The sequence below is a fragment of the Paraburkholderia graminis genome, from assembly GCF_003330785.1.
Lineage (GTDB): Bacteria > Pseudomonadota > Gammaproteobacteria > Burkholderiales > Burkholderiaceae > Paraburkholderia > Paraburkholderia graminis.
On record NZ_CP024935.1, the window covers coordinates 1646168 to 1668113 of the forward strand.

A 21946-nucleotide genomic window follows, 5' to 3' on the forward strand; every position below is an offset into this window, starting at 1 on the left:
CTCGCGCTGACTCCGCCATCGAGTCCCTAACGCCGCCGCGCGCATGAAACCGCCCCGATTGCGGCCCTTCGTCGCGTGCGTTAAGGTGGACCTGCTTGCGTCAAATCACCCTGCCGGCCCGACGCCCGGCGGTAAAGTGACGCGCATCTCCACCCATCGCGCCGTGCGCGGCACGGCGCCGTTTGAGGGCACACCATGGCAGAAGACACGCCGCACACGTCGACCCGGCCGGAGACTCGCGCAGCCAGCGCGCCCCCTGCTCCGCTCATCGCTCCCCAGCAGTTTTCCACCGACGTCCTGCTCGAGAAATACGCCAAAGGCGACGAGCAATCCGCCGACGACGTCTTCAAGCGCGTCGCCCGCGGCGTCGCCGAGGCGGAACCGGAAGCGCTGCGCGAATCGGTCGAGGCGCTCTTCGTCGACAATCTGCGGCACGGTGCGCTCGGCGCGGGCCGCATCATGAGCGCGGCGGGCACCGGCATTGCCGCCACGCTGATCAACTGTTTCGTGCAGCCGGTCGGCGACGCGATTCAGGGCGTCGACGAACAAGGGCTGCCGGGCATCTACGTCGCGCTGCTGCAAGCCGCGGAAACCATGCGGCGCGGCGGCGGCGTCGGCTACAACTTCTCGGCGATCCGGCCGAAGGGCGCGCGGGTTCACACCACGAGTTCGTCGGCGTCCGGTCCGTGCAGTTATATGGATGTGTTCGACGCGTCGTGCCGCACGGTCGAAAGCGCCGGCTCGCGGCGCGGCGCGCAAATGGCCGTGCTCGACTGCAATCATCCCGACCTGCTCGAATTCATCGAGGCCAAACATTCGAAGGGACGCTGGAACAACTTCAACGTGTCCGTCGGCGTGACCGACGAATTCATGCGCGCCGTCGAAGAAGACCAGCCGTGGCAGCTCGTGCATCGCGCGGAACCGTCGCCGGCGCTGCGCGCGGCCGGCGACGTGCGGCAGCGCGACGACGGCCTGTGGGTCTACAGCGAGCGGCCGGCGCGCGAGATCTGGGATCGCATCATGCGCTCCACGTACGACGTCGCGGAACCGGGCATCGTGTTCATCTCGCGCATGAACGAGGACAACAACCTGCGTGCCGTCGAAACGATTCGCGCGACCAATCCGTGCGGCGAACAGCCGTTGCCGGCTTACGGTTGCTGCAATCTCGGGCCGCTCAATCTGACGCGTTTCGTGATCGACCCGTTCGCGCAACTCAAAGGCCGCGAGCCTTCGTTCGATTGGGACGGCCTCGCTCGACGCACGCGCACCCAAGTGCGCTTTCTCGACAACGTACTCGACGTCACGCTGTGGCCGCTGCCGCAGCAATACGACGAATCGCGCGCGAAGCGCCGCATCGGCGTGGGCTTTACGGGTCTCGGCGATACGCTCGTGATGCTCGGGCTGCGCTACAACTCGCAGGAAGGCCGCGACTTCGCGGTGCGCATTGCGCGGCTGATGCGCGACGAGGCGTATCGCGCGTCGGTGGAACTCGCGAAGGAGCGCGGCGCGTTTGCGCTTTTCGATGCCGCGCGCTACCTCGAAGCCGGCACCTTCGCGTCGCGGCTGCCCGAGGACATCAAGGAAGCGATTCGCCGCGACGGCATCCGCAACAGCCATCTTCTGTCGATCGCGCCGACCGGCACCGTGAGCCTCGCGTTCGCGGACAACGCGTCGAACGGCATCGAGCCGGCCTTCTCGTGGACCTACACGCGCATGAAGGTGATGGCCGACGGCGGCCGCGAATCGTTCGATGTCGAAGACTACGCATACCGGCTTTATCGCGAGCTGGGCGGCGATGTGACCAGGCTACCCGACTATTTCGTCAGCGCGCTGGAGATGTCCGCACGCGATCATCTGGACATGATGGCGGCCGTGCAGCCTTACGTGGACACGTCGATCTCGAAGACCGTCAACGTACCCGCCGACTATCCGTTCGAAGCCTTCGAAAGCCTCTATTTCGATGCATGGAAAAGCGGCCTGAAAGGTCTCGCGACTTATCGCCCGAACGAAACGCTCGGCGCCGTGCTGAGCGTGAGTCCGGCGCAAGCCGACGACACGCTCGCCGAAAGCGATCTCGATCCATTGCGAATCGCAATCGATCATCGGCCGAAAGGCGAATTACCGGCGATCATCGAAAAGGTCGAGTACCTGACGCAAGCCGGCAAAAAATCGCTGTACGTGGCGGTGTCGTTCATTGAAGTGACCGGACGTCTCGGCGGTGAAGACGTGACGATCGAGCGGCCCATCGAGTTCTTCATTCCGACCGGTCAGCGCGACGAATCGCAGCAATGGATCACGGCGACCATGCGTTCGCTGTCGCTCGCCGCGCGTGGCGGTTTCGTCGCGCGTAATCTGCAGGACATGCGCAAGGTCTCGTGGGATCGCGGGCAAGTGCGGCTTGGCGAAGTGCAGCGTCTGGACGGTCATCGCACGCCGCGCTGGCACGATTCGGAAGTGGCCGCGCTCGCGTTTGCGATCCAGCAGATTCTGCATCGCCGCGGTTTTCTCGACGCCGAGGGCAATCAGGTTCCATCGCGTCTGCTCGCACGTTTGCCGCGCGGACAGATGAAAGCGGAAACGGCGCTGTCCGCGGACTTCGGCATCCGTCCCGCTCCCGCCGACGCGCACACAGCGGAATTGACGCAGCCCGGCGTGATGCCGGGATTGCATACGATGCTCGGTCGCAAATGCGGATCGTGCGGCGCGAACGCCGTGATCCGCAAGGACGGATGCGACTTCTGCACGGCCTGCGGCGAAGTGGGAGCGTGCGGGTGAATTAGCGTTAGCGGGTCTCTTGCCCCGCTATTGCACCTGTCGAAAGTGCTGATACTGGAAAGCTGGTTGTTTTTTAGACCGATGCGCAACCAGCCGTAGAATAGCCGCACTTTCCGCGACGAGACTCTCATGCTGGATATTTCGCCAGGCGTTACCAAGCCCGCCAACGACGATTCGAAAATGTTCGATCTCGCGCCCGTCTCGCTGTGGGTCGAGGACTTTAGCGGCGTGCGCGATCTGTTCGATACCTGGCGCGCCGAGGGCGTGAGCGATCTGCGCGCGTACTTCGCCAAAGCGCCCGAACAGGTCGCCGAATGCGCGCGCAGCATTCGCGTGGTGAAGGTCAATCAGAAGACGCTGACGCAGTTCGAGGCCGCGGACTTCGACACGCTCAACGGCAATCTCGCCGCTGTGTTCCGCGACGACATGCTCAAGACGCATCTCGAGGAACTCTGCCAGTTGTGGGCCGGGCAATCGCATTTCACGAGCCAGACGGTCAACTACACGCTCGCTGGACGGCGACTCGACGTGCTGCTCAAAGGCTCTATTCTGCCGGGCCACGAAGAACGCTGGGACCGCGTGCTGGTGTCGGTGGAAGACATCACCGAACTGGAAAGCGCGCGGCATCGTATGACGCTCGCCGAGGAATACGCGCGCGGTCTCTTCGAACATTCTCCGGTGTCGCTATGGGTCGAAGACTTCAGCGCGGTCAAGCAACTGCTCGATCAGGCGCGCGCGGCAGGCATTAGCGATTTTCGCGTGTTCACCGACGTACACCCTGAGTTCGTCGAGCGCTGCATGCAGGAGATTCACGTACTCGACGTGAACCAGCACACGCTTGAGATGTTCGCCGCGCCCGATAAAAAAACGCTGCTCGCGCATCTGCCCGATGTGTTCCGCGACGACATGCGTCCGCATTTCCGCGAGCAGTTGCTCGACCTGTGGGAAGGCAAACTGTTCCAGCAGCGAGAAGTGCTCAACTATTCGCTCGACGGCAACGAGGTGCATGTGCACCTGCAATTTTCAGTGCTGCCGGGGCATGAGAACAACTGGGACCTGGTGCTGGTCGCATTGACCGACATCACCGCCCGCAAGAAGGCTGAGGCGTACCTGGAGTTTCTCGGCAAGCACGACGTGCTGACGAAACTGCGCAACCGCTCGTTCTATGTCGACGAATTGAATCGGCTCGAACGCAAGGGGCCGTGGCCTGTCACGATCATCATCGCCGATCTGAATGGACTGAAGCGCGTGAACGATCAGCTCGGCCACGCCGCCGGCGATGCGCTGCTGCGCCGTGCGGGCGAAGTGCTGGCCAAAGCGATGGAGCCGCCGTTTCAGGCGGCGCGCATCGGCGGCGACGAATTCGCGATTCTGATGCCGGGCACCGACGAGCGCGGCGGCGCGGCGATGATCGATGCGGTCGGCAAACTCGTCGAAATGAACAACCAGTTCTATCCGGGTTCGCCGCTCAGCTTTTCGATGGGCATGGCGACGTGCCAACGCGGCGACCGTCTTGAAGCCGGCGTGCAACGCGCCGATCTGCAGATGTACGACGAAAAGCGCTCGCATTACGCCAATCAGGCGGATGCGAAAATTAGCGGTGGTTGATGAACGCGAAGCGCTTTCTCTACACCGCCGTCACATAACGCGCAACGGGCTTCACGATGCGCGGCGGCGGTGAGTCGTAAATTGCGCGCATGCGCTTCACTTCGTCGACAGGACTCAGGCCGAAAAGACGCTTGAATTCGCGGCTAAATTGCGACGCGCTTTCATAACCGACTCTTGCGGCCGCGGCGCCCGCGTTTAAACCATCCTGCACCATCAGCAAACGCGCGTGATGCAAACGCGTGGTCTTCACGTATTGCATCGGCGAGGTCGCCGTGACGGCCTTGAATTGCGCGTGAAAAACCGCGAGGCTCATGCCAGCTTCGGCGGCGAGCGTATCGACGTCGAGCGCGCCGTGATAGTCGGCGTGAATGCGGCGCAGCGCCTTGGCAACGCGTCCAAAATGATTCTGATGCGTAAGCGCCGCGCGAATCGCATCGCCCTGCTCGCCGGTCAACACGCGATAGCAGATTTCGCGCACGATGCCCGGCGCGAGAATGCGCGCGTCGAGCGGCGACACCAACGCGTCCAGCAGACGCTGCACTGCGTTGCTCAATGCCGGATCGAGCGGCGTCGAATAAATGCCGAGCGGTTCGTTGCGCGCCGCGCCCTGCGTTTCGTTGAGCGCCATCAGCAACTCGGCAACCATCGTCAGATCGACTCGAATGGAAATGCCGAGGAACGGCTCGTCCGGGGTCGCCTCAGTCTCGCATTCGAACGGCAGCGGCACGGACAGCACGAGGTACTGCTGCGCGTCGTACTGGAACACCTGGTCGCCGAGATAGCCGCGCTTGCGCCCCTGGCACACGATCACAATGCTCGGCTCGTACATCACCGGCATGCGCGGCAACGGACTATTCGCGCGCATCAGATTGACGCCTTCAAGACTCGAGCGCGTCATGCCCGGCTTGGGCGCGAGTGCGTCGAACACTTCGATCAGGCGTTGCTGCGCAGCATGAGCGGCGTGCGCGAGTGGAAATTGGGCGGAAGACAACGACGGTTGCGAGAGGCTCGGCGACATGACGAAATAGTGACGTACAAGAGAATAGTGCTTGAAATTTAGCATCAAACTGCCTGGCGCGCTTCGTCCCAGGAGTTTTAGGCAAATCTTCAAGACATTCAGGTATTCACTGGCTCGCCGTCGGCTTCTACTATGGGAACCCTGTCGGATGAGCTTTGCTGCGCGACGTTTGTTGGACGACCTTCATTCGCGCTTTCATCACGCGCCGCGACCCGAACCGTGCGGTTAGGCGCATGCGCGACATGCGTTGTCCGTTGCCGATTGCCATTACCGTCGCCCGTCGCCGATTGCCCATTGCCGGCGCCTTCTGACATCACCCATCTTTGCTGGAGAACTACCCATGAGCACGACTTATGCCTATGCCGCGACCGACGCCAGCGCGCCGCTCGCCCCGTTCGAAATCCAGCGCCGCGAACTGCGCGCTCATGATGTGCAAATGGAAGTGCTGTTTTGCGGCGTGTGCCATTCCGACCTGCATCAGGCTCGCAACGAATGGAAGAACACGATGTATCCGGTGGTGCCGGGTCATGAAATCGTCGGCCGTGTGACCGCGGTGGGCCCGGACGTGACGAAGTACAAGGCGGGCGATCTGGTGGGCGTCGGCTGCCTCGTCGATTCGTGCCGTACGTGCGCGAGCTGTGCGGAAGGCCTCGAGCAGTACTGCGAGAACGGCTTCGTCGGCACGTATAACGGCGTGGACCGCGTCGACGGTCAAGTGACCTACGGCGGTTATTCGACGCAACTCGTCGTCGACGAGGAATTCACGCTGCGTGTGCCGCAAAACCTCGACCCTGCCGGCGTCGCTCCGTTGCTGTGCGCGGGCATCACCACGTACTCGCCGCTGCGCACGTGGGGCGCGGGTCCTGGCAAGAAGGTCGGCATTGTCGGCCTGGGCGGCCTCGGCCACATGGGCGTGAAGCTGGCGCGCGCAATGGGCGCACATGTGGTGCTGTTCACGACATCGCCGTCGAAGACCGAGGACGCCAAGCGGCTGGGCGCACACGAGGTGGTGATTTCGAAGAACGCGGAAGAACTGGAAGCGCATGCGAACAGCTTCGATCTGATCGTGAATACGGTGGCTGCGCCGCACGACCTGAATCCGTTCTTGAACCTGCTGAAGCGTGATGGAACGATGACGCTGGTGGGCGCACCGGAGCACGATCATCCGTCGCCGCAAGTGTTCAACCTGATTTTCAAGCGCCGCCGGCTGGCCGGTTCGCTGATCGGCGGGATTGCCGAAACGCAGGAGATGCTGGATTTTTGCGGCGAGCATGGGATTACTTCGGATGTCGAAATTATTCCGATGCAGAAGATTAATGATGCTTATGAGCGGATGTTGAAGAGTGATGTGAAGTATCGGTTTGTTGTTGATCTGGATTCCATGCGGAAGTGATTTTGGTTTTTTTTGCCGTGCGGCGGGCTTCTTTTGGTTGGGTCTTTTGGCCTTTCCTTGAATTCGCTGTGGTCTATTTGCGTTGCCCCTGTGCGGGGCGGCACCTACTTTCTTTGCCGCCGCAAAGAAAGTAGGCAAAGAAAGCGGGCTCACACCGCCAGCTTTTAAGTGGGTCCCTCGGTTCGGAGCGGGTAGTGGTGCGTTTGACATCCGTGTTCTCGCACATTCCGCGCTCGTGACAAAGCAGTCATTCTTCCGGCGGCGCTTCGCGCGCCGTGCGGTCGTTCCCCAACCCGTCGGGTGGTCGGTGGTGTCTGGGATTGCGAGCCATTAGCGCGTTGCGCCCTCCTCGCTTTCATCGAGGGTGCTCATTCAAATGCGCGATTGAATGCAGCACGATTGGATGCAGCCATTAAGAGCCCTGCCACGCAACGCGATCGCCCCAACAGCGCCACGCCGAGGCGCAGCCGACGGCCCCCGCCGCGCGAAAACGCGAGCGGATGGTGTAAGCCAACCCTTCCGGCGAGCACGTAGTGCGAGGCGGGAAGCATGACTGCCTTGTCACGAGTGCCGAATGCGCGAGGGCACGGATGTTAAACGCACCACTCCGTTCTCCAAACGAGGGACCCACTTATAAGCTGGCGGTGTGAGCCCGCTTTCTTTGCCTACTTTCTTTGCGGCGGCAAAGAAAGTAGGTGCCGCCCCGCACAGGGGCAACGCAAATAGACCACAACGAATTCAAGGAAAGGCCAAAAACAAAGGCCAAAAACAAAAGCCGAAAAAACCCAACCAAAAAAAGCCCCGCCGCAGGCAAAAAACCCAACACCGAGAGGCCCAAATGCTAGACCGAATAACAGCAATGCGCACCTTCCTAAGAATCGTGGACACGAACAGCTTCACCCGCGCAGCGGAATCCCTGAACATTCCGCGCGCGACGGCGACCACCATTGTCCAGAACCTGGAAGCCCTACTCGGCACGCAACTGCTCGCACGCACCACTCGGCGCATCAGCGTGACGCCCGAAGGCGCCGCCTACTACGAACGTTGCGCGCAAATCCTCGCGGACATCGACGAGATGGAAGCCAGCATCCGTCACGCCACCGATAACCTCACGGGCCGCCTGCGCATCGAAATGCCGGGTTCGGTGGCGAGCGCAATCGTGCTGCCCGCTCTCGACGACTTTCACGCGCGCTATCCGAATCTCGATCTCGCCCTCGGCGTCAGCAACCGCACCGTCGATCTGGTTGCCGAAGGAATCGATTGCAGCATTCAACTCGGTGAACTGCCCGATTCGAATCTCGTCGCGCGACAACTCGGCACGCTCGAACATGTGACCTGCGCGAGTCCGGACTATCTCGCGCGTTACGGCACGCCCACCGACCTCGACGATTTGCGCGGACATGTGGCTGTCAATTGCATGTCGCCAAATAGCGGCCGCGAAGTGGCGTTCGATTTCGAAGTCGACGGCGAAGCGCAAAGCGTCAAGGTGAACGGCTTTATCAAAGTGAGCGACGAGCAGGCGTATCTCACCTGCGGACTGCAAGGCCACGGGCTCATTCAACCCGCGCGAATTGCCGCGCAACCGTACCTCGACTCAGGACAGTTGCGCGAAGTACTGCCGCAATGGAAACCCGTGCCGATGCCGGTTTCGGTCGCTTATCTGAAGAATCGCCGTGTGTCGCCGCGCGTGCGTGCTTTCGTCGACTGGCTTGCGGAGCTGTTCGAAAAGACCGAGCACGTCGATCAGGATCTCTCGCGCGTGCGCCAGTTGTTGCGCGGCCTGCATCCCGCCTGAAGCGGATTCGATGCAGGCTCGCAGCACGTTCAACGCATCAATCAATCAATCAATCGATCAGCCCGGCACCGGCACTGGCCGCGTCAGCAAGTCCACATAGAAATTGAAGAAGTTCTGATTGTCGAAGCGCTTGATGATCGTCATCTTCTGCAGACCACCCGGCGGCGAACTCGTATAGCCGGTCGCTTTTCCATCGTTCGCGCCGAAGCTCATATCGACATCGACCCACTCGTCGACCGTTTGCGTCGCGAACGAAGGATGCATCAAATAGCCGAGAGTCAGCGTGTCCCAGATGTTCGTGGTGTAGTTCGGGTTCGTCTCGAAACCGTTCTTGCCGTCGAAGCCATAACCGTTCAACGTCTTGAACAACTGCGTAATGATGGTCTGCTTCGACGGGTCATGCGCGATCCGGTCATAGAGCGCCTTATCCATCTTCACGGTGTCGGTCACATCGAGCGGAACGACAACCTGCTTGATCGGCAGACGCAACACCTCTTTCGCGGCTTGCGGATCGAACCACCAGTTGAACTCGGCGGTTGGCGTCGTATTGCCCGGCACGTCAATCGCGCCGCCCATATAAATGATCTGCTTGATCAACGGCACGATCTCGGGATGCCGACGCGCGGCAAGCGCAATGTTCGTCAACGGTCCGATGGCAAGAATCGTCACCTCGCCGGGATTCTGCTTCACCGAGTCGACGATGAAATCCACCGCGCTTTTGCTTTGCACTTTCGTATGCGTTGCGAAGCCATCAGGCGGCGCGACGAGATCGCTATCGGACTTCGGTTCGGGTGTTCCCCACGCGCCGAGATAACCGTCGCCGCCGGGAAATTGGGCCATTTCAGCCTGGATCGTGGCGAAATCGTGCGACAACGCATAGTTCGCACCGGCATAGACGCCGATCTGCTTTTCGACGCCGAGCCGTTCGACGGATTTCAATGCATCGGCAACGCCCTGCTTCAACCATTGATTGCCCGACACGACCGTAATGCCGAGTACTTTCAACGATCCCTGCGCCTGCAATTGCGCGGCCATGACGCCAAGCTGGCCGTCGTCGCTCAGCGTGTTGTAGTCGCTGTCGATAATGACTTTCGGGGGATTGGTTGCATTCAGATTGTCACCGCCGCAAGCCGCAATTGCGAGAGCAGTCACGACGCTTGCTACATAGCTCAATGCCACGAGAAACCGCTTCATTGATGTCTCCTGTTCTATCGCATCGGTGTGCGACTAAGGAGAGTCATCATAAACGCAACGGCGGCCAAATCAAACATGCGTCAAACGTGTGCGTCGACGAGGCTCGCAAACAACACGAGCCTCACGATCCGTCTTTCGAGTAAACCGCCCGCGCGGCGAACGTCAGGGCTGACGCGCTTGCGGCGTCGAGCCGGGGCATGCGGGGTCTTTGCCCCAATGACCATCGCACACACGCCAGCGGCACAACTGGTCCTGGAAAAAGCCTCGCTGCCCACATTCTTTGACGCGCTCGGCGAGCTTCGCATTGCCGGGCGCTGCCGAGGTTGCTACCTTCGTCGCCGGATTGCCGGTACTTGTCTTGCTATCGGCGGGCTTCGTGCGTGCGACGAGCGCGGCCAATAGATCGGCGTCCGAATCATCTTTCGACGCCGCGTCCGGCTTTGCTTTCTTCGATTGCGCGGCGGCAGTCGTCGTACTCGAACGATGACTGCTCGCACTTGCCGTGGCACTTTCTTTCTTGCCGTGCGCGCCGGCTTCGTGCTTGCTCTTGCTCGCGATTGCCGGACTCTTGTCGTGCTTCGCCGTCGATGCAACGTGCGCCGACGAGGCCGAAGCACCGGAAGCAACCGAAGCAACCGGCACGGAAGCGCCGCTCGGCTCCGCACCATCGGCCAACGCGCGCGACAGACGGCTTTCCGCCGCGCCCGCCGATGCAGACGACGCAGTTGCCGCTTTACTGTCACTGTCATCGGCGATGATCGTCGCGGCTTGCGACGAAGCAGGCGCCGGCGCTTGCGCATTCGCGGCGACCTGCACCGCGCCGTTCACCGCCGATGCCGGCACCGCCGCCTTGCCGATGTTCACCGCACTCGCCGGCGCGGCCGCAGCCAGTGACTCGTTTTGCCCGCGTTGCTGCATGTGCCACGCGCCCCAACCGCCCGCCGCTATCACGAGCAATGCGACAAGCGCAAGCGGCTTTCGGGACCGGCGTGGTTTATCGGCAGGCGGCGCGACGCGGCCTTCCAGATTCGCGAGAATTCGCGAACCATTGCCGTCGGCGCCTTTAGCCTTATCGGATAACAGGCTTGGCGGGGCTTTGGAATTTGAATTTTCCGGCGCACTCATTCACTGTCTCATTGAATCCTGGATTATTTCGCCGTGATAATACGGCTCCGGCTCCTCTCCGAGCAGGCCTGATTCTAAGAGCAAGCATTACAAAATACAATTGTTTCCAATTTCCGGGGTCTCCATTGATTGCCGTAGTACTTCTTGCCTATTTCGCCGTCGCAGTGCTCATCGCCGCAATGCTGCTTTTGCCGGCGGTGCGCGCTTCTTTATTAGGCGCCGCGCAGACAATTCACGGCCGTGTTATGCGCGGGGCATCGCGCCGTGCATCGCATGCGCGCGGTCAATTAGCACGCTCGGCAAGAATTTCGCAATCTACCGTAGTGGATATGAAAAAATTACTGGCGCGCCGGCGCTTGCTGATTTTTACCACCACAGGTATTCTTGCGACGCCGCCATTGGTGGCATTGGGATTACGGGGTCGTCAGTTATTCCAATTCGACGAAACCGCGCGGGTGCCGGACGAGAAAATTGCCGCATTATTGAACGGCGAACAGCTCGTGCCCCCGCCGCCGCTGCCGCCGGAGGTATTCGCCACGCGGGAAGTCGAGCAGATCCGGCCAGCGCTAAAAGACGCAAGCCGCGACTGGAATTTGCTCGATGCGGATTTCCGAACCCGTCTATTGCTCGTCTACAAAATCATGCACGAGCAGTACGGCTACGAAATGGCCCTGCTGGAAGGTTATCGCAGTCCGGAGCGGCAAAACCGGCTCGCGCAAATTGGGAGCAATGTCACCAATGCCGCTGCGTTTCAAAGCTATCACCAATACGGCCTCGCGGCGGACAATGCGTTTCTGCGCGACGGCAAGCTCGTCATTTCAGAAAAAGATCCCTGGGCCATGCGAGGCTATCAGTTATATGGACAAACAGCCGAGCAGGTCGGCCTGACATGGGGCGGCCGCTGGAAAATGATGGATCTCGGGCACGTTGAATATCACAAACCCGGCTTCGTTCTCGGGCGGGGTCATTAAGCGCGGCGGCACAAGAGGTTGGAAAATGGGGCGTTCAATCAATATTTCTGGCAAAAAGCGGCAATACCAACCGCAATCCGGCATACAGCGTCGCATTCGTCCGCCCGCTTTTGCAGCGCCGGCAATCGCGGATTTAACAATTCGGCCGTTTTACCGTTCCGCGTGAATCGGCTTTCGATTTCTTTCGCTCCATTTTCAAACGCCGCACGCGCGTGATGCCGTTTGCCACAGCACGCGCCACAACACATATCACCAAGACCTGAACGGCTTATGCGACGCTTTCTCAACGTGTTGACCCATCCACGCACGCTCTCGATCATCGGCCTGCTCGCGCTCGCTGCTGTGTTGTTCGTCGGCGCCGATACCTTGCAGATCGACCTGATGTGGCCGGCCATCGCGCTCGGCGCGGTCGTCGCGTTATGGCTGCTGGTATGGGCGGTGCGCCGCCTGCGCGCGCGTCGCGCGAATAACAAACTCGGCGAAATGCTCGAGCAGCAGGCCGAAAAACAAAGCGTCGAAGCCGGACCCGCGCCTACGCCGGCGCGTCAGGCGGAACTCGACGTGCTGCGCACACGCCTCGTCGATGCAGTGAAGACAATCAAGACTTCGAAGATCGGCCAGGTGTCGGGCGGCTCCGCGTTGTATGAGTTGCCGTGGTACATCGTGATCGGCAATCCCGCAGCGGGCAAGAGCAGCGCCGTGCTCAATTCGGGCTTGCAATTCCCCTTCGCCGACAAGAACAGCGCGGTGATTCACGGCATTGGCGGCACGCGCAATTGCGACTGGTTCTTCACGACGGAAGGCATTCTGCTCGACACAGCAGGCCGCTATTCGGTGCATGAGGAAGACCGCACCGAATGGCTCGGTTTTCTCGGCCTGCTTAAGCGCTTCAGGCCCAAAGCGCCGATCAACGGCATCATCGTGACCGCGAGCATTGCGGAACTCACCAGCAGCAAGCCCGAGTTTGCGATCAATCTCGCGAAGAACCTGCGCCAGCGCGTGCAGGAATTGACCGAGAAGCTGGAAGTCTTTGCGCCCGTCTACGTGATGTTCACGAAGGCCGATCTGATCACCGGCTTCACCGAGTTCTTCAGCGGCAGCGAGCGTCATGAATACGACCGCGTATGGGGCGCCACCCTGCCCTACGAGCCGGACGAGAAGCGCGACGTGGTGGGCCTTTTCGATGAACATTTCGAGGAACTCTACGACGGCCTGAAGGAAATCAGCGTCGCGCAGATGTCGATCAATCGCGGCAACAAGCTCTCGCCAGGCCAACTGAGTTTCCCGCTCGAGTTCTCGACGATCAAGCCCGCACTCCGCGCGTTTCTCGCCACGCTGTTTGAGACGAACCCGTTCCAGTACAAGCCGATTTTCCGCGGCTTCTATTTCACGAGTGCATTGCAGGAAGGCGAAACCAATAGCGCCGCGGCCACGCGCATCGCGAACCGCTTCGGTTTGAGCGCGGACAGCATGCCGAAACCGCACAGCGCGTTTTCGAAGAACGGCTTCTTCCTGCGCGATCTGTTTTCCAAAGTTATCTTCGCCGACCGGCAAACGGTCAGGCAATTCGCCAGTCCCGCGAAAACGCGTATGCGTTACGCGACCTTCTTCGGCTTTGTCGCGGTCCTCGCGCTCGCGTTGGGCGGCTGGACGTGGTCGACCATTAACAATCAGCAACTCGCGGAGAACGTCAAAGCCGATCTGGACAACGTCGTGCGTTTGCAGCAGAACCGCAACGATCTGCAATCGCGCCTGCAGGCCATGGATGTTCTCGAAGACCGCATCGACCAGCTCGAACAGTTCCGCCGCGATAAGCCGCTCGCTGTGTCGTTCGGTCTTTATCAGGGCGATCGTCTGGAACAGCGTCTTCTCACCGAGTACTACAACGGCGTGCGCCAGATCCTGCTCGATCCGGTTTCGCAAAACCTCGCGTCGTTCCTGAAGGACGTCAACGCGCATCCCGATCAGCTCACGCCGCTCAATCGCACGCCGGATGCGGCCGCGATTCCGGTCTCCGCGCACAACGCAATGGCGGCGAATAGCCAGGGCGGGCTCTACAGCGACGCATCGCCGACCAAGGTGGAAGACGCGTACAACGCGCTCAAGACGTATCTGATGCTAAGCGACAAGCGTCATGTGGAAACGGCGCATCTGACGGATCAGGTGGCGCGCTTCTGGCGCGGCTGGCTCGAAACGAATCGCGGCAACATGCCTCGCGACGAGATGATCCGCAGCGCCGAGCGCATGATTACTTTCTACCTGGCGCGCGTATCCGACGACGACTGGCCGATGATCGACCAGAACCTCGGCCTCGTCGATCAAACGCGTGAGAACCTGCGCCGTGTCGTGCGCGGCATGCCGGCGCGTCAGCGTGTTTATGAAGAGATCAAGGCACGTGCGTCGACCCGCTTCGCGCCGATGACGATCGCGCGCATCGTCGGTGAAAACAATACCGCGCTGGTGGCGGGCAGCTATGCGATTCCCGGCACGTTCACGCGCGAAGCGTGGTTCCAGTATGTGCAGCCCGCGATCCGCGAGGCCGCAACAAAAGAACTCCAGGCGAAGGACTGGGTGCTCAATACGTCCGCGCACGACGACCTGACGCTCGAAGGCAGTCCCGAACAGATACAGAAAGCACTGGTCACGATGTACAAGACCGACTATGCAATGCACTGGCAGAAGTTCATGCAAGGCATTGCGGTGCAGAGCTTCGGCAGCTTCGGTCAGGCAGTGGATGCCATGAACCGTCTCGGCGATCCGCAAGATTCGCCGATTCGCAAAGTACTCGAAACCGCGTATGACCAGACCTCGTGGGATAACCCGTCGCTCTTCAATGCAAACCTGAAGCGCGCGCAAAGCGGCGTGACGAGCTGGTTCAAGCAATGGTTCTCGCGCGCGCCGACGGGTCAGTTGAACGCGAACATCGACATCAACGGCAATCCGGTCGAAATGCCGATGGGACCGATTGGCCAGGAGTTCTCCGCGCTCGGCCGCATGGTTCAGACCGGCGATAACGGCTCGATGCTGAAGGGTTATATGGACACGCTGTCGAAAGTCCGTACGCGCTTTAACGTGATCAAGAATCAGGGCGATCCTGGACCGGGCGCGCGTCAGCTCATGCAGCAGACGCTCGACGGCAGCGGCTCCGAACTTGCCGATTCGCTGAAGTACGTCGATGAGCAGATGCTGACGGGCCTCACCGATTCGCAACGCAAAGCCCTGCGTCCGCTGCTCGTGCGTCCGCTGATGGCCGCGTATGCGGTCGTGATCCAGCCGGCCAGCGTCGAAGTCAACAAGGTGTGGAACGCGCAGGTGTACCAGACGTTCCAGAACTCGCTCGCCAACAAATATCCCTTTGCCGGCGATGCGAAAGTCGAAGCGGGCGCCGGTGAAATCGCGCAGGTGTTCGGACCGGACGGCTCGATTGCGAAGTTCGTCGGCACCACGCTCGGACCGCTTGCAGTGCGCCGCGGCGACACCCTCACCGCTCGCACGTGGGGCGACATGGGGCTCGCGCTCACGCCTGACTTCACCAGCGGATTCGCGCGCTGGGTCGCGCCGCTCGCCGGTGGCGCAGCGGGCGCGTCGGCAGGCCAGGGCTCCGCGGAACCGCAGACCGTGTTCCAGATCCTGCCGCAACCGAGCAGCGGCACGACCGAGTACACGCTTGCGATCGACGGTCAGCAGATGCGCTATCGCAACACGCCGCCGCAATGGACCAACTTCGTGTGGCCGAATCCGTCGGGCTCGCCAGGCGCGACGTTGAACGCCACGACTTTCGACGGCCGCACGCTGCAGCTCGTCAACGAGCCGGGCCGCTACGGTCTCGAGAAGCTGATCAATTCGGCGCAGCGCAAGCGCCGGCCTGACGGCACATTCGACCTGTCGTGGACGCAAGGCAACATCACGGTGGCGGTCAGCATGCGCATCATCAGCACGTCGCAAGCATCGGGCGGCAGCAGCGACGCGCCGCAGCAGCAGAGCCTGCGCGGCTTGCGCTTGCCTTCGTCGGTGGCCGACGTCAGCGCGGCGGCGAATTCGGTCACGGCCACGGCCGCGAACGCAACGCCCGCGGCAACGGCGGCAACGGCGGCAACAGCGGCGCGACCGGCGACGACCGCGGTTTCGAACACAGGAGGTGCGCAATGACGCAGACCGTGCAGGCGCAAATCGCGTACTTCGGCAAGATTCCGTCGCGCGGCGACTTCGTGAAAAGCGCGCATAACCCGCAGTTGCTTGCGACGCTCGACCGCTGGATCGCCGAAGCAATGGAACTGCTCACCGACGACCCGCGCTGGAAGATCGTCTACGAAAACGCGAAGCCGATGCATTTCGCGTTTCTCGGTTCGCGCAGCAAGCTCGCGATTGCGGGGCACATGGTCGCGAGTCACGATCAGTCGTCGCGACGCTTTCCGTTTCTCGCCGCGACCGCGCTCGAAGTCGAAAAGCCGCTCACGTTCCTCGCGCACAGTCCGCTTGCGTTCGCGCGTTTGTGGTCGCGCGTGTCGGCGCAAATGAAGCCCTTGCTTGGCGTGAGCGAGCCGGCCGGCGCATTGCAGGCGCTCGGCGAAACGCAGGTGCCGATCGAAATCGGCGGCGGTCCGGGCAATCCGCATGACGGCACGTTCAACGACTTCGTCGAACATCAGACGCTCGCCGGACTCGAACAGATGCTGCTCGCAAGCGGGCATCCGGTGCGCTTGCGCGGCGCAATGCTCGCGCTCGGTTCGCTGCTGCGCCCCGTGATGCAAAGCGGTTCGTCGCATCTCGAACGCGGGCTCACGCTGCCGTTGCCGAACGATCCGTTCTATCGCAGCCTCGTCGCCGCATTCTGGCTCGAACTGATCGCGCCGTTCGTCGCGCAAGCGGATTTCGAACTGGCGATTTTTATCGGCACGATCGCGGAGCGCGAGCGGCTCATCATCGGCTTTAACGGTGCGTCCGCGAAAACGCTGCACAGTGTGGTCGATCCGCAAGCATACGCAGCCCATAACATCGATATCGACGACCCCGAGTGGATCGACGAACACGCACAGAACGATCATGGCATCAGCAAGCTCGTCAGTTACCTCGACCAACCGCAACTGTCCTTGCGCGTCAGCATCGACACGTTCCGCGAAGCCTTCACGGGAGCGTGACGCGATGACTTATTCACGCACCGTGATCAGCGCGCTGCTCGCGAGCCTGCTGGTTAGCGGCCTGTTCAGCACGCTCGCTCACGCCGACAACGACGGCCCCGCACGCGTCACGCCGGTCGACAACAGCGGCATTTCGATTCGCACGACGGCGCTCCCCTCGCCTTCGTCCACTACGGCAGGCAGTGCGGGTCCCGCAGTGAATACGGCGGGCCTCGCAAGCGGCACGACCGGCGCCGGCACCGGCGCGGTCACGGCTTCGCCTCCGCCCGCGAACGCGGCGCCGGGCCAGGTCGTGGTCGGTGGAAAAGTACCGGACGAGGCGACCAAAGCCGCGGTGCTCGCGCGTTTGCGCGACACGTATGGCGCGGCCAACGTAGTGGATCAGATCGAAGTCGCCGACGTCGCGACGCCGCCGAACTGGTCCGCCAATGTGCAAAAGCTGATTGGTCCGCAACTCAAGCAGATCAGTAAAGGACAGTTGAAGATCGACGGCACGCAGATCGACGTGAAAGGCGAAGTGCGCAACGAGTCCCAGCGTCAGCAACTCGCAAGCGACATGGCGAATGCGCTGAATCCGACGTACACGATCAAGAACGGCTTGCGCGTCAGTGCATCCGAACAGGGCCTGCTCGATCAGACGCTAGCGAATCGCACGATCGAATTCGAAACCGGCAGTGCGACGCTCACGCCGCAAGGCCGCGCGATTCTCGATCAGATGGCGGCAGCAATGCTAAAGATGACGACGAAGACGGTCGCGATCATCGGTCACACCGACAACTCGGGTAATCGCACGTCGAATATCGCGCTGAGCCAGGCACGCGCAGATGCCGTGAAGGGCTATCTCGTCGCCAAGGGCATTCCGCCGCAACAGATGAGCACCACTGGAGTCGGGCCCGATCAGCCGATTGCATCGAACGATACGGCCGATGGACGCGCACGCAACCGGCGCATCGAGTTCCGCGCCGGATCTTAAGCAGATTACTGCGTGCTTGCTGCAAGGCACGCATGAAGCATGAAAAAAGCCTGGCCTGGGTTCTCTCGACCCAGGCCAGGCTTTTTAATTTCGACGCGGACGTCTAGCTGTTTTCTTCAGGCTTCACACCTAGCAACTCGCGAATGTGCGCGAGCGAGCCGTCGTCTTTCACCACCGTCGACAGCCATTGATGCAACGGCATGTCCGCCGCTTCCGCAGCCTTCTCGGCAAAGTACGCAGCCGGATTGTGCGGCTCCGTACTGCGAAAGAAACGGGCCACCGCGCGCAACTGCGCGACGGCTTGCGCGCGGCTCTGGATTCCTGCGACTGCGTGGGTCGGCGTGGTCGTCAACACAGGTTCCTCGCGTTGCGGTGAGGTCTTGAAAGTGGGCTCGGCGCGTTCGTGTTCGTGCGCGTGTTCATGATTTGCCGAAGCACTCGATCCACTACCGGGCGTCTGCTGCGCTTGTGCGGTCACACCGAGTTCGCGCGCAAAGCGTTCGGCGAGACGATAGACGCTTTCATAGGCGTCTTTCGCCTGACGGAAACTTGGCGCAAAGTCCGCAGCGCGACGGTCCAGTTCCTGTTCGAGTGCGAGCATCGCCGTTTCGAACCCTTTGAGATCGGCCAGCAGCGTCGAATAGAACGCGGGCGGCGTCGCACGTTTCGACGCGTCGATCTGCTCGATGGACGGCTTGCCGCGCGCGATGTCGTCGGCATGATCGGGATCGCGCTTTACCGCTTGCGCGACATGCGTGGCGACGTCCCAATCGATCGTGCTGTACGCATTCCCTTGCGACGACGTGAGCGGCATTGCGCGCAGCAGATCGCCGGTTCGCCCGACGAGCCACACGACGTTGCCAAGGCGATATTCGGTGTCGTCGCCTTCCGGCAGCGGATGAACGGTGTCCCAGTACTTCTCGCACAGCGCCGTGAGCAGCGTATAGCCCTGCGTGAGACCGCCCACGCCTTCTTCAATCGCGAGCGCTTCGGTGAGCCACACCGCGAGGCGCAAGTCTTTCGTTTGCGTCTGCAGTAACGCACTGGAGCGCTCGATCACCAGCGGCCAGTCGGCCTCCTTGATTTCGGTGACCCATTCGCCCTGGTCGAGCGACGGGTCTTCGAAACGCCGCGCGTGCTGGATTGCATCGAAGTCGGCGGAGAACAGAAGATCTTCGCCACAGGGCGCGGCTTCACTGATTGGAGCAAGCAGCGTATTCAGATCGATCGGCATGGCATGGAGCTTTCAAGTGTCATTCATCAAACCGCTTATACGACGGCGTAGTCGAACTCGCCCGCCTCGGTCGCACGCACCGAAATGCGCTCGATGGCCGCGCCGTCGGCAATGCGCTCGAGTACCTGCTGCGCGACTTCGGGCAGCAGCGTGCCGTTCAGAATATGGTCGACATTGCGCGCGCCCGAATCCACTTCGGTGCAGCGCGCGAGCACCGCATCGACCAGCGACTCGTCCCACTCGAACACCGCCTTGTGATTCGATTCGATGCGGCGGCGAATTCTTTCCAGCTTCAACTCGATGATTTCAGCGAGCACGTCGTCGGAAATCGGATAGTACGGCACCACTTTCATGCGGCCGAGAAACGCCGGCTTAAACGCTTTATACAGTTGCGGACGCAAGGTTTCGGCGAGCGCGTCCGCGTCGGGCAATTCGTCGGCACCTTTATTCAGGCAAGCCTGCATGACCGCTTGCGAACCGACATTCGACGTGAGAATGATGAGCGTATTGCGGAAGTCGATCTCGCGGCCTTCGGCGTCGTCCATCGTGCCTTTGTCGAATACCTGGAAGAACATTTCGAGTACATCGGGATGCGCCTTTTCGACTTCATCGAGCAGCACCACCGAATACGGATTGCGGCGCACCGCTTCCGTGAGTACGCCGCCCTCGCCATAACCGACGTAGCCGGGCGGCGAGCCTTTCAGGCCCGAAACGCTATGCGCTTCCTGATACTCGCTCATGTTGATCGTCACCATCTTGCGCTCGCCGCCGTACAGCACATCGGCGAGTGCGAGCGCCGTTTCGGTCTTGCCGACACCCGAAGGCCCGACGAACATGAACACACCGCGCGGCTTATTCGGATCTTCGAGATTCGCGCTGGCCGTGCGCACTCGCTGCGCGATGGCTTCAAGCGCATGATCCTGACCGATCACGCGCGCGGCAAGCAGCGGCTGCAGATTCAGCACCGTCTGGATCTCATCCTTCACCATGCGGCCCAGCGGAATGCCCGTCCACGACGCAACGATTTCAGCGACGACGTGCCCATCCACCTGCAACGGCACCATCGGCTGAGTACCTTGCAATGCATGCAATTCGGCCACGCGCAGCGCGAGCGTTTCGCGCGCTTGCGCCGCTTTCTGCGCCTGCTCCGCGTCGGCACTACTCACGCGAGCCGCGTCGATGTCCGAACGCAAGCCGACGATCTCGGTCACCAGCGCACGCTCCTTGTCGTAGCGCGCTTCGTCGGCGGCGAGATGCTTCAGATCTTCTTCGCGCAGTTCGCGCAATTGCGCGAGCCGTTCGTCGTGCTGCGCGCCGCTCGCGACCTCGCGTTCGAGTGCGGCGATTTCCGCGTCGATGCGTTCCAGGCGCTTTTTCGTATCGTCGATTGCGGCTGGTGTAGAACTATGCGCGAGCGCCACTTTCGCGCAAGCGGTGTCGAGCACGCTGATCGCCTTGTCGGGCAATTGCCGCCCGCTAATATAGCGATGCGACAGGCGCACAGCTTCCGTGATCGCGTCATCGAGCACGCGCACGTTGAAGTGCTTTTCCATTAACGACGCCATGCCGCGCAACATCGCCGCGGCAAGCGTTTCGCTCGGCTCTTCGATCTTCACAACCTGGAAGCGGCGCGCGAGCGCCGCGTCTTTCTCGAAGTACTTCTTGTACTCGCTCCATGTCGTCGCCGCGATGGTGCGCAGTTCGCCGCGAGCCAACGCGGGCTTCAGAAGATTGGCCGCATCGTTCTGCCCGGCCTGGCCGCCCGCGCCGATGATCGTGTGCGCTTCGTCGATGAAGAGAATGATCGGATGAGGGCTCTTCTTCACTTCGTCGATCACGTTCTTCAGGCGGTTCTCGAACTCGCCCTTCACACTTGCGCCCGCTTGCAAGAGGCCCATGTCGAGCACATGCAGTGCGACGCCTTTGAGCGGCGCGGGTACGTCGTCGGCGGCAATGCGCAGCGCGAGTCCTTCGACCACGGCCGTCTTGCCGACGCCCGCCTCGCCCGTCATGATCGGATTGTTCTGGCGGCGCCGCATCAGAATGTCGATAGTCTGGCGAATCTCGCCTTCGCGTCCGATCACCGGATCGATCTTGCCTTCACGCGCGCGCTGCGTGAGATTGCTCGTGTACGTATCGAGTGCGGGCGTTTTTGACGGCGCGCCAGGCACCGATTCGGAACACGCTATATCGCTCGCATCATGTTCCGTGTTTTGCGCGTCATTAGCGCGCTCGACTTCGCGCGAGCCCGCGGTCAACTCGTCGAAATTATGCTTCAGCTCGGTCACAGGTACATCGCGCAGCAGCGGCGACATGCGCTCCGCGAATTGCGCGAGATCAGGCGCACTCAGCAACGCAAGCAGCAAATGCCCGGAACGGATGCGCCCAATCTGCGAATCGAGCGATGCGATCAACCACGCCTGCTCGAGCAGATCGATCAAGTGCTTCGAGAACACCGGCGTGCGCGTATTGCCGTTTTTCAGGCGCTGCAATTCGCGCTCGATGTCCGCGCGCAACGCATGCGAATCGATTCTGCTCGCACGCAGAACGAGCGCAACATCGCTTGCCGGCTCGTCGAGCAGCGCAAGCAGCAGATGCTCGAGGTCGACCTCGTAATGACCGCGCGCGAGACAGTTGTTCGCCGCCAGCAACGCCGCTTGCCGGCAGGTCGGATTGAGTTTCGCGATCAGGGTGTTGAGGGACGTGCTCATGTCGTGCGATC

13 protein-coding genes are annotated in these 21946 nt (G+C 61.4%); 8 read left to right on the forward strand and 5 right to left on the reverse strand.

Annotated elements, in window-relative coordinates:
* Positions 1 to 195: 195 nt before the first annotated feature.
* Together CUJ91_RS25545 and CUJ91_RS25550 are read left to right on the forward strand one after the other, a co-directional pair.
* Positions 196 to 2775 (forward strand): adenosylcobalamin-dependent ribonucleoside-diphosphate reductase, encoded by a 2580-nt coding sequence (locus CUJ91_RS25545; RefSeq protein ID WP_114157463.1) that lies wholly within the window; start codon positions 196 to 198, stop codon positions 2773 to 2775.
* Positions 2776 to 2904: 129 nt separating this feature from the next.
* A complete protein-coding gene (locus tag CUJ91_RS25550) occupies positions 2905 to 4383 on the forward strand; it encodes a sensor domain-containing diguanylate cyclase (RefSeq protein ID WP_053860272.1) in 1479 nt (492 codons plus the stop codon).
* A 19-nt stretch (positions 4384 to 4402) separates the two neighbouring features.
* Here the strand turns inward: CUJ91_RS25550 and CUJ91_RS25555 are convergent, their stop codons facing one another.
* Entirely contained in the window at positions 4403 to 5401 is a 999-nt protein-coding gene (locus CUJ91_RS25555; RefSeq protein WP_114158058.1) for an AraC family transcriptional regulator, read from the reverse strand.
* 340 nt (positions 5402 to 5741) lie between these two features.
* On the opposite strand from CUJ91_RS25555, the gene CUJ91_RS25560 reads away from it, so the two are divergent.
* Both CUJ91_RS25560 and CUJ91_RS25565 read left to right on the forward strand, forming a co-directional pair.
* Complete coding sequence (locus CUJ91_RS25560) at positions 5742 to 6794, forward strand: NAD(P)-dependent alcohol dehydrogenase (protein WP_114157464.1); 1053 nt, start codon at positions 5742 to 5744, stop codon at positions 6792 to 6794.
* Between the two features lie 838 nt (positions 6795 to 7632).
* Complete coding sequence (locus tag CUJ91_RS25565; RefSeq protein ID WP_114157465.1) at positions 7633 to 8589, forward strand: LysR family transcriptional regulator; 957 nt, start codon at positions 7633 to 7635, stop codon at positions 8587 to 8589.
* 57 nt (positions 8590 to 8646) lie between these two features.
* Here CUJ91_RS25565 and CUJ91_RS25570 read toward each other — a convergent pair whose 3' ends face one another.
* Positions 8647 to 9783, reverse strand: a complete 1137-nt coding sequence (locus CUJ91_RS25570; protein ID WP_114157466.1) for a nucleoside hydrolase — start codon at positions 9781 to 9783, stop codon at positions 8647 to 8649.
* 162 nt (positions 9784 to 9945) lie between these two features.
* Positions 9946 to 10908 carry a hypothetical protein gene (locus CUJ91_RS25575; RefSeq protein ID WP_114157467.1) on the reverse strand — a complete coding sequence of 321 codons (963 nt, stop codon included), beginning with the start codon at positions 10906 to 10908 and terminating at the stop codon, positions 9946 to 9948.
* A 125-nt stretch (positions 10909 to 11033) separates the two neighbouring features.
* On the opposite strand from CUJ91_RS25575, the gene CUJ91_RS25580 reads away from it, so the two are divergent.
* From CUJ91_RS25580 to CUJ91_RS25595, 4 genes are all read left to right on the forward strand, one after another.
* Positions 11034 to 11879, forward strand: a complete 846-nt coding sequence (locus CUJ91_RS25580; protein WP_044022024.1) for a M15 family metallopeptidase — start codon at positions 11034 to 11036, stop codon at positions 11877 to 11879.
* A gap of 270 nt (positions 11880 to 12149) precedes the next feature.
* Positions 12150 to 16028, forward strand: a complete 3879-nt coding sequence (tssM, locus tag CUJ91_RS25585; RefSeq protein ID WP_114157468.1) for a type VI secretion system membrane subunit TssM — start codon at positions 12150 to 12152, stop codon at positions 16026 to 16028.
* A complete protein-coding gene (tagF, locus tag CUJ91_RS25590; RefSeq protein ID WP_006052916.1) occupies positions 16025 to 17017 on the forward strand; it encodes a type VI secretion system-associated protein TagF in 993 nt (330 codons plus the stop codon). Before tssM ends, tagF begins: the two co-directional genes overlap by 4 nt.
* Before the next feature lie 4 nt (positions 17018 to 17021).
* Positions 17022 to 17990: an OmpA family protein gene (locus CUJ91_RS25595; RefSeq protein ID WP_114157469.1), complete on the forward strand. Its 969-nt coding sequence runs from the start codon at positions 17022 to 17024 to the stop codon at positions 17988 to 17990.
* Positions 17991 to 18093: 103 nt separating this feature from the next.
* Here CUJ91_RS25595 and tssA read toward each other — a convergent pair whose 3' ends face one another.
* Together tssA and tssH are read right to left on the reverse strand one after the other, a co-directional pair.
* Entirely contained in the window at positions 18094 to 19224 is a 1131-nt protein-coding gene (tssA, locus tag CUJ91_RS25600) for a type VI secretion system protein TssA (protein ID WP_114157470.1), read from the reverse strand.
* A gap of 35 nt (positions 19225 to 19259) precedes the next feature.
* Positions 19260 to 21935: a type VI secretion system ATPase TssH gene (tssH, locus tag CUJ91_RS25605; RefSeq protein ID WP_114157471.1), complete on the reverse strand. Its 2676-nt coding sequence runs from the start codon at positions 21933 to 21935 to the stop codon at positions 19260 to 19262.
* Between the last annotated feature and the right edge of the window lie 11 nt (positions 21936 to 21946).

Coding starts and splice junctions, on each gene's coding strand:
- CUJ91_RS25545 (WP_114157463.1), top strand. CDS start 196: ATGGCAGAAGACACGCCGCACACGTCGACCCGGCCGGAGACTCGCGCA.
- CUJ91_RS25550 (WP_053860272.1), top strand. CDS start 2,905: ATGCTGGATATTTCGCCAGGCGTTACCAAGCCCGCCAACGACGATTCG.
- CUJ91_RS25555 (WP_114158058.1), bottom strand. CDS start 5,401: ATGTCGCCGAGCCTCTCGCAACCGTCGTTGTCTTCCGCCCAATTTCCA.
- CUJ91_RS25560 (WP_114157464.1), top strand. CDS start 5,742: ATGAGCACGACTTATGCCTATGCCGCGACCGACGCCAGCGCGCCGCTC.
- CUJ91_RS25565 (WP_114157465.1), top strand. CDS start 7,633: ATGCTAGACCGAATAACAGCAATGCGCACCTTCCTAAGAATCGTGGAC.
- CUJ91_RS25570 (WP_114157466.1), bottom strand. CDS start 9,783: ATGAAGCGGTTTCTCGTGGCATTGAGCTATGTAGCAAGCGTCGTGACT.
- CUJ91_RS25575 (WP_114157467.1), bottom strand. CDS start 10,908: ATGAGTGCGCCGGAAAATTCAAATTCCAAAGCCCCGCCAAGCCTGTTA.
- tssM (WP_114157468.1), top strand. CDS start 12,150: ATGCGACGCTTTCTCAACGTGTTGACCCATCCACGCACGCTCTCGATC.
- tagF (WP_006052916.1), top strand. CDS start 16,025: ATGACGCAGACCGTGCAGGCGCAAATCGCGTACTTCGGCAAGATTCCG.
- CUJ91_RS25595 (WP_114157469.1), top strand. CDS start 17,022: ATGACTTATTCACGCACCGTGATCAGCGCGCTGCTCGCGAGCCTGCTG.
- tssA (WP_114157470.1), bottom strand. CDS start 19,224: ATGCCGATCGATCTGAATACGCTGCTTGCTCCAATCAGTGAAGCCGCG.
- tssH (WP_114157471.1), bottom strand. CDS start 21,935: ATGAGCACGTCCCTCAACACCCTGATCGCGAAACTCAATCCGACCTGC.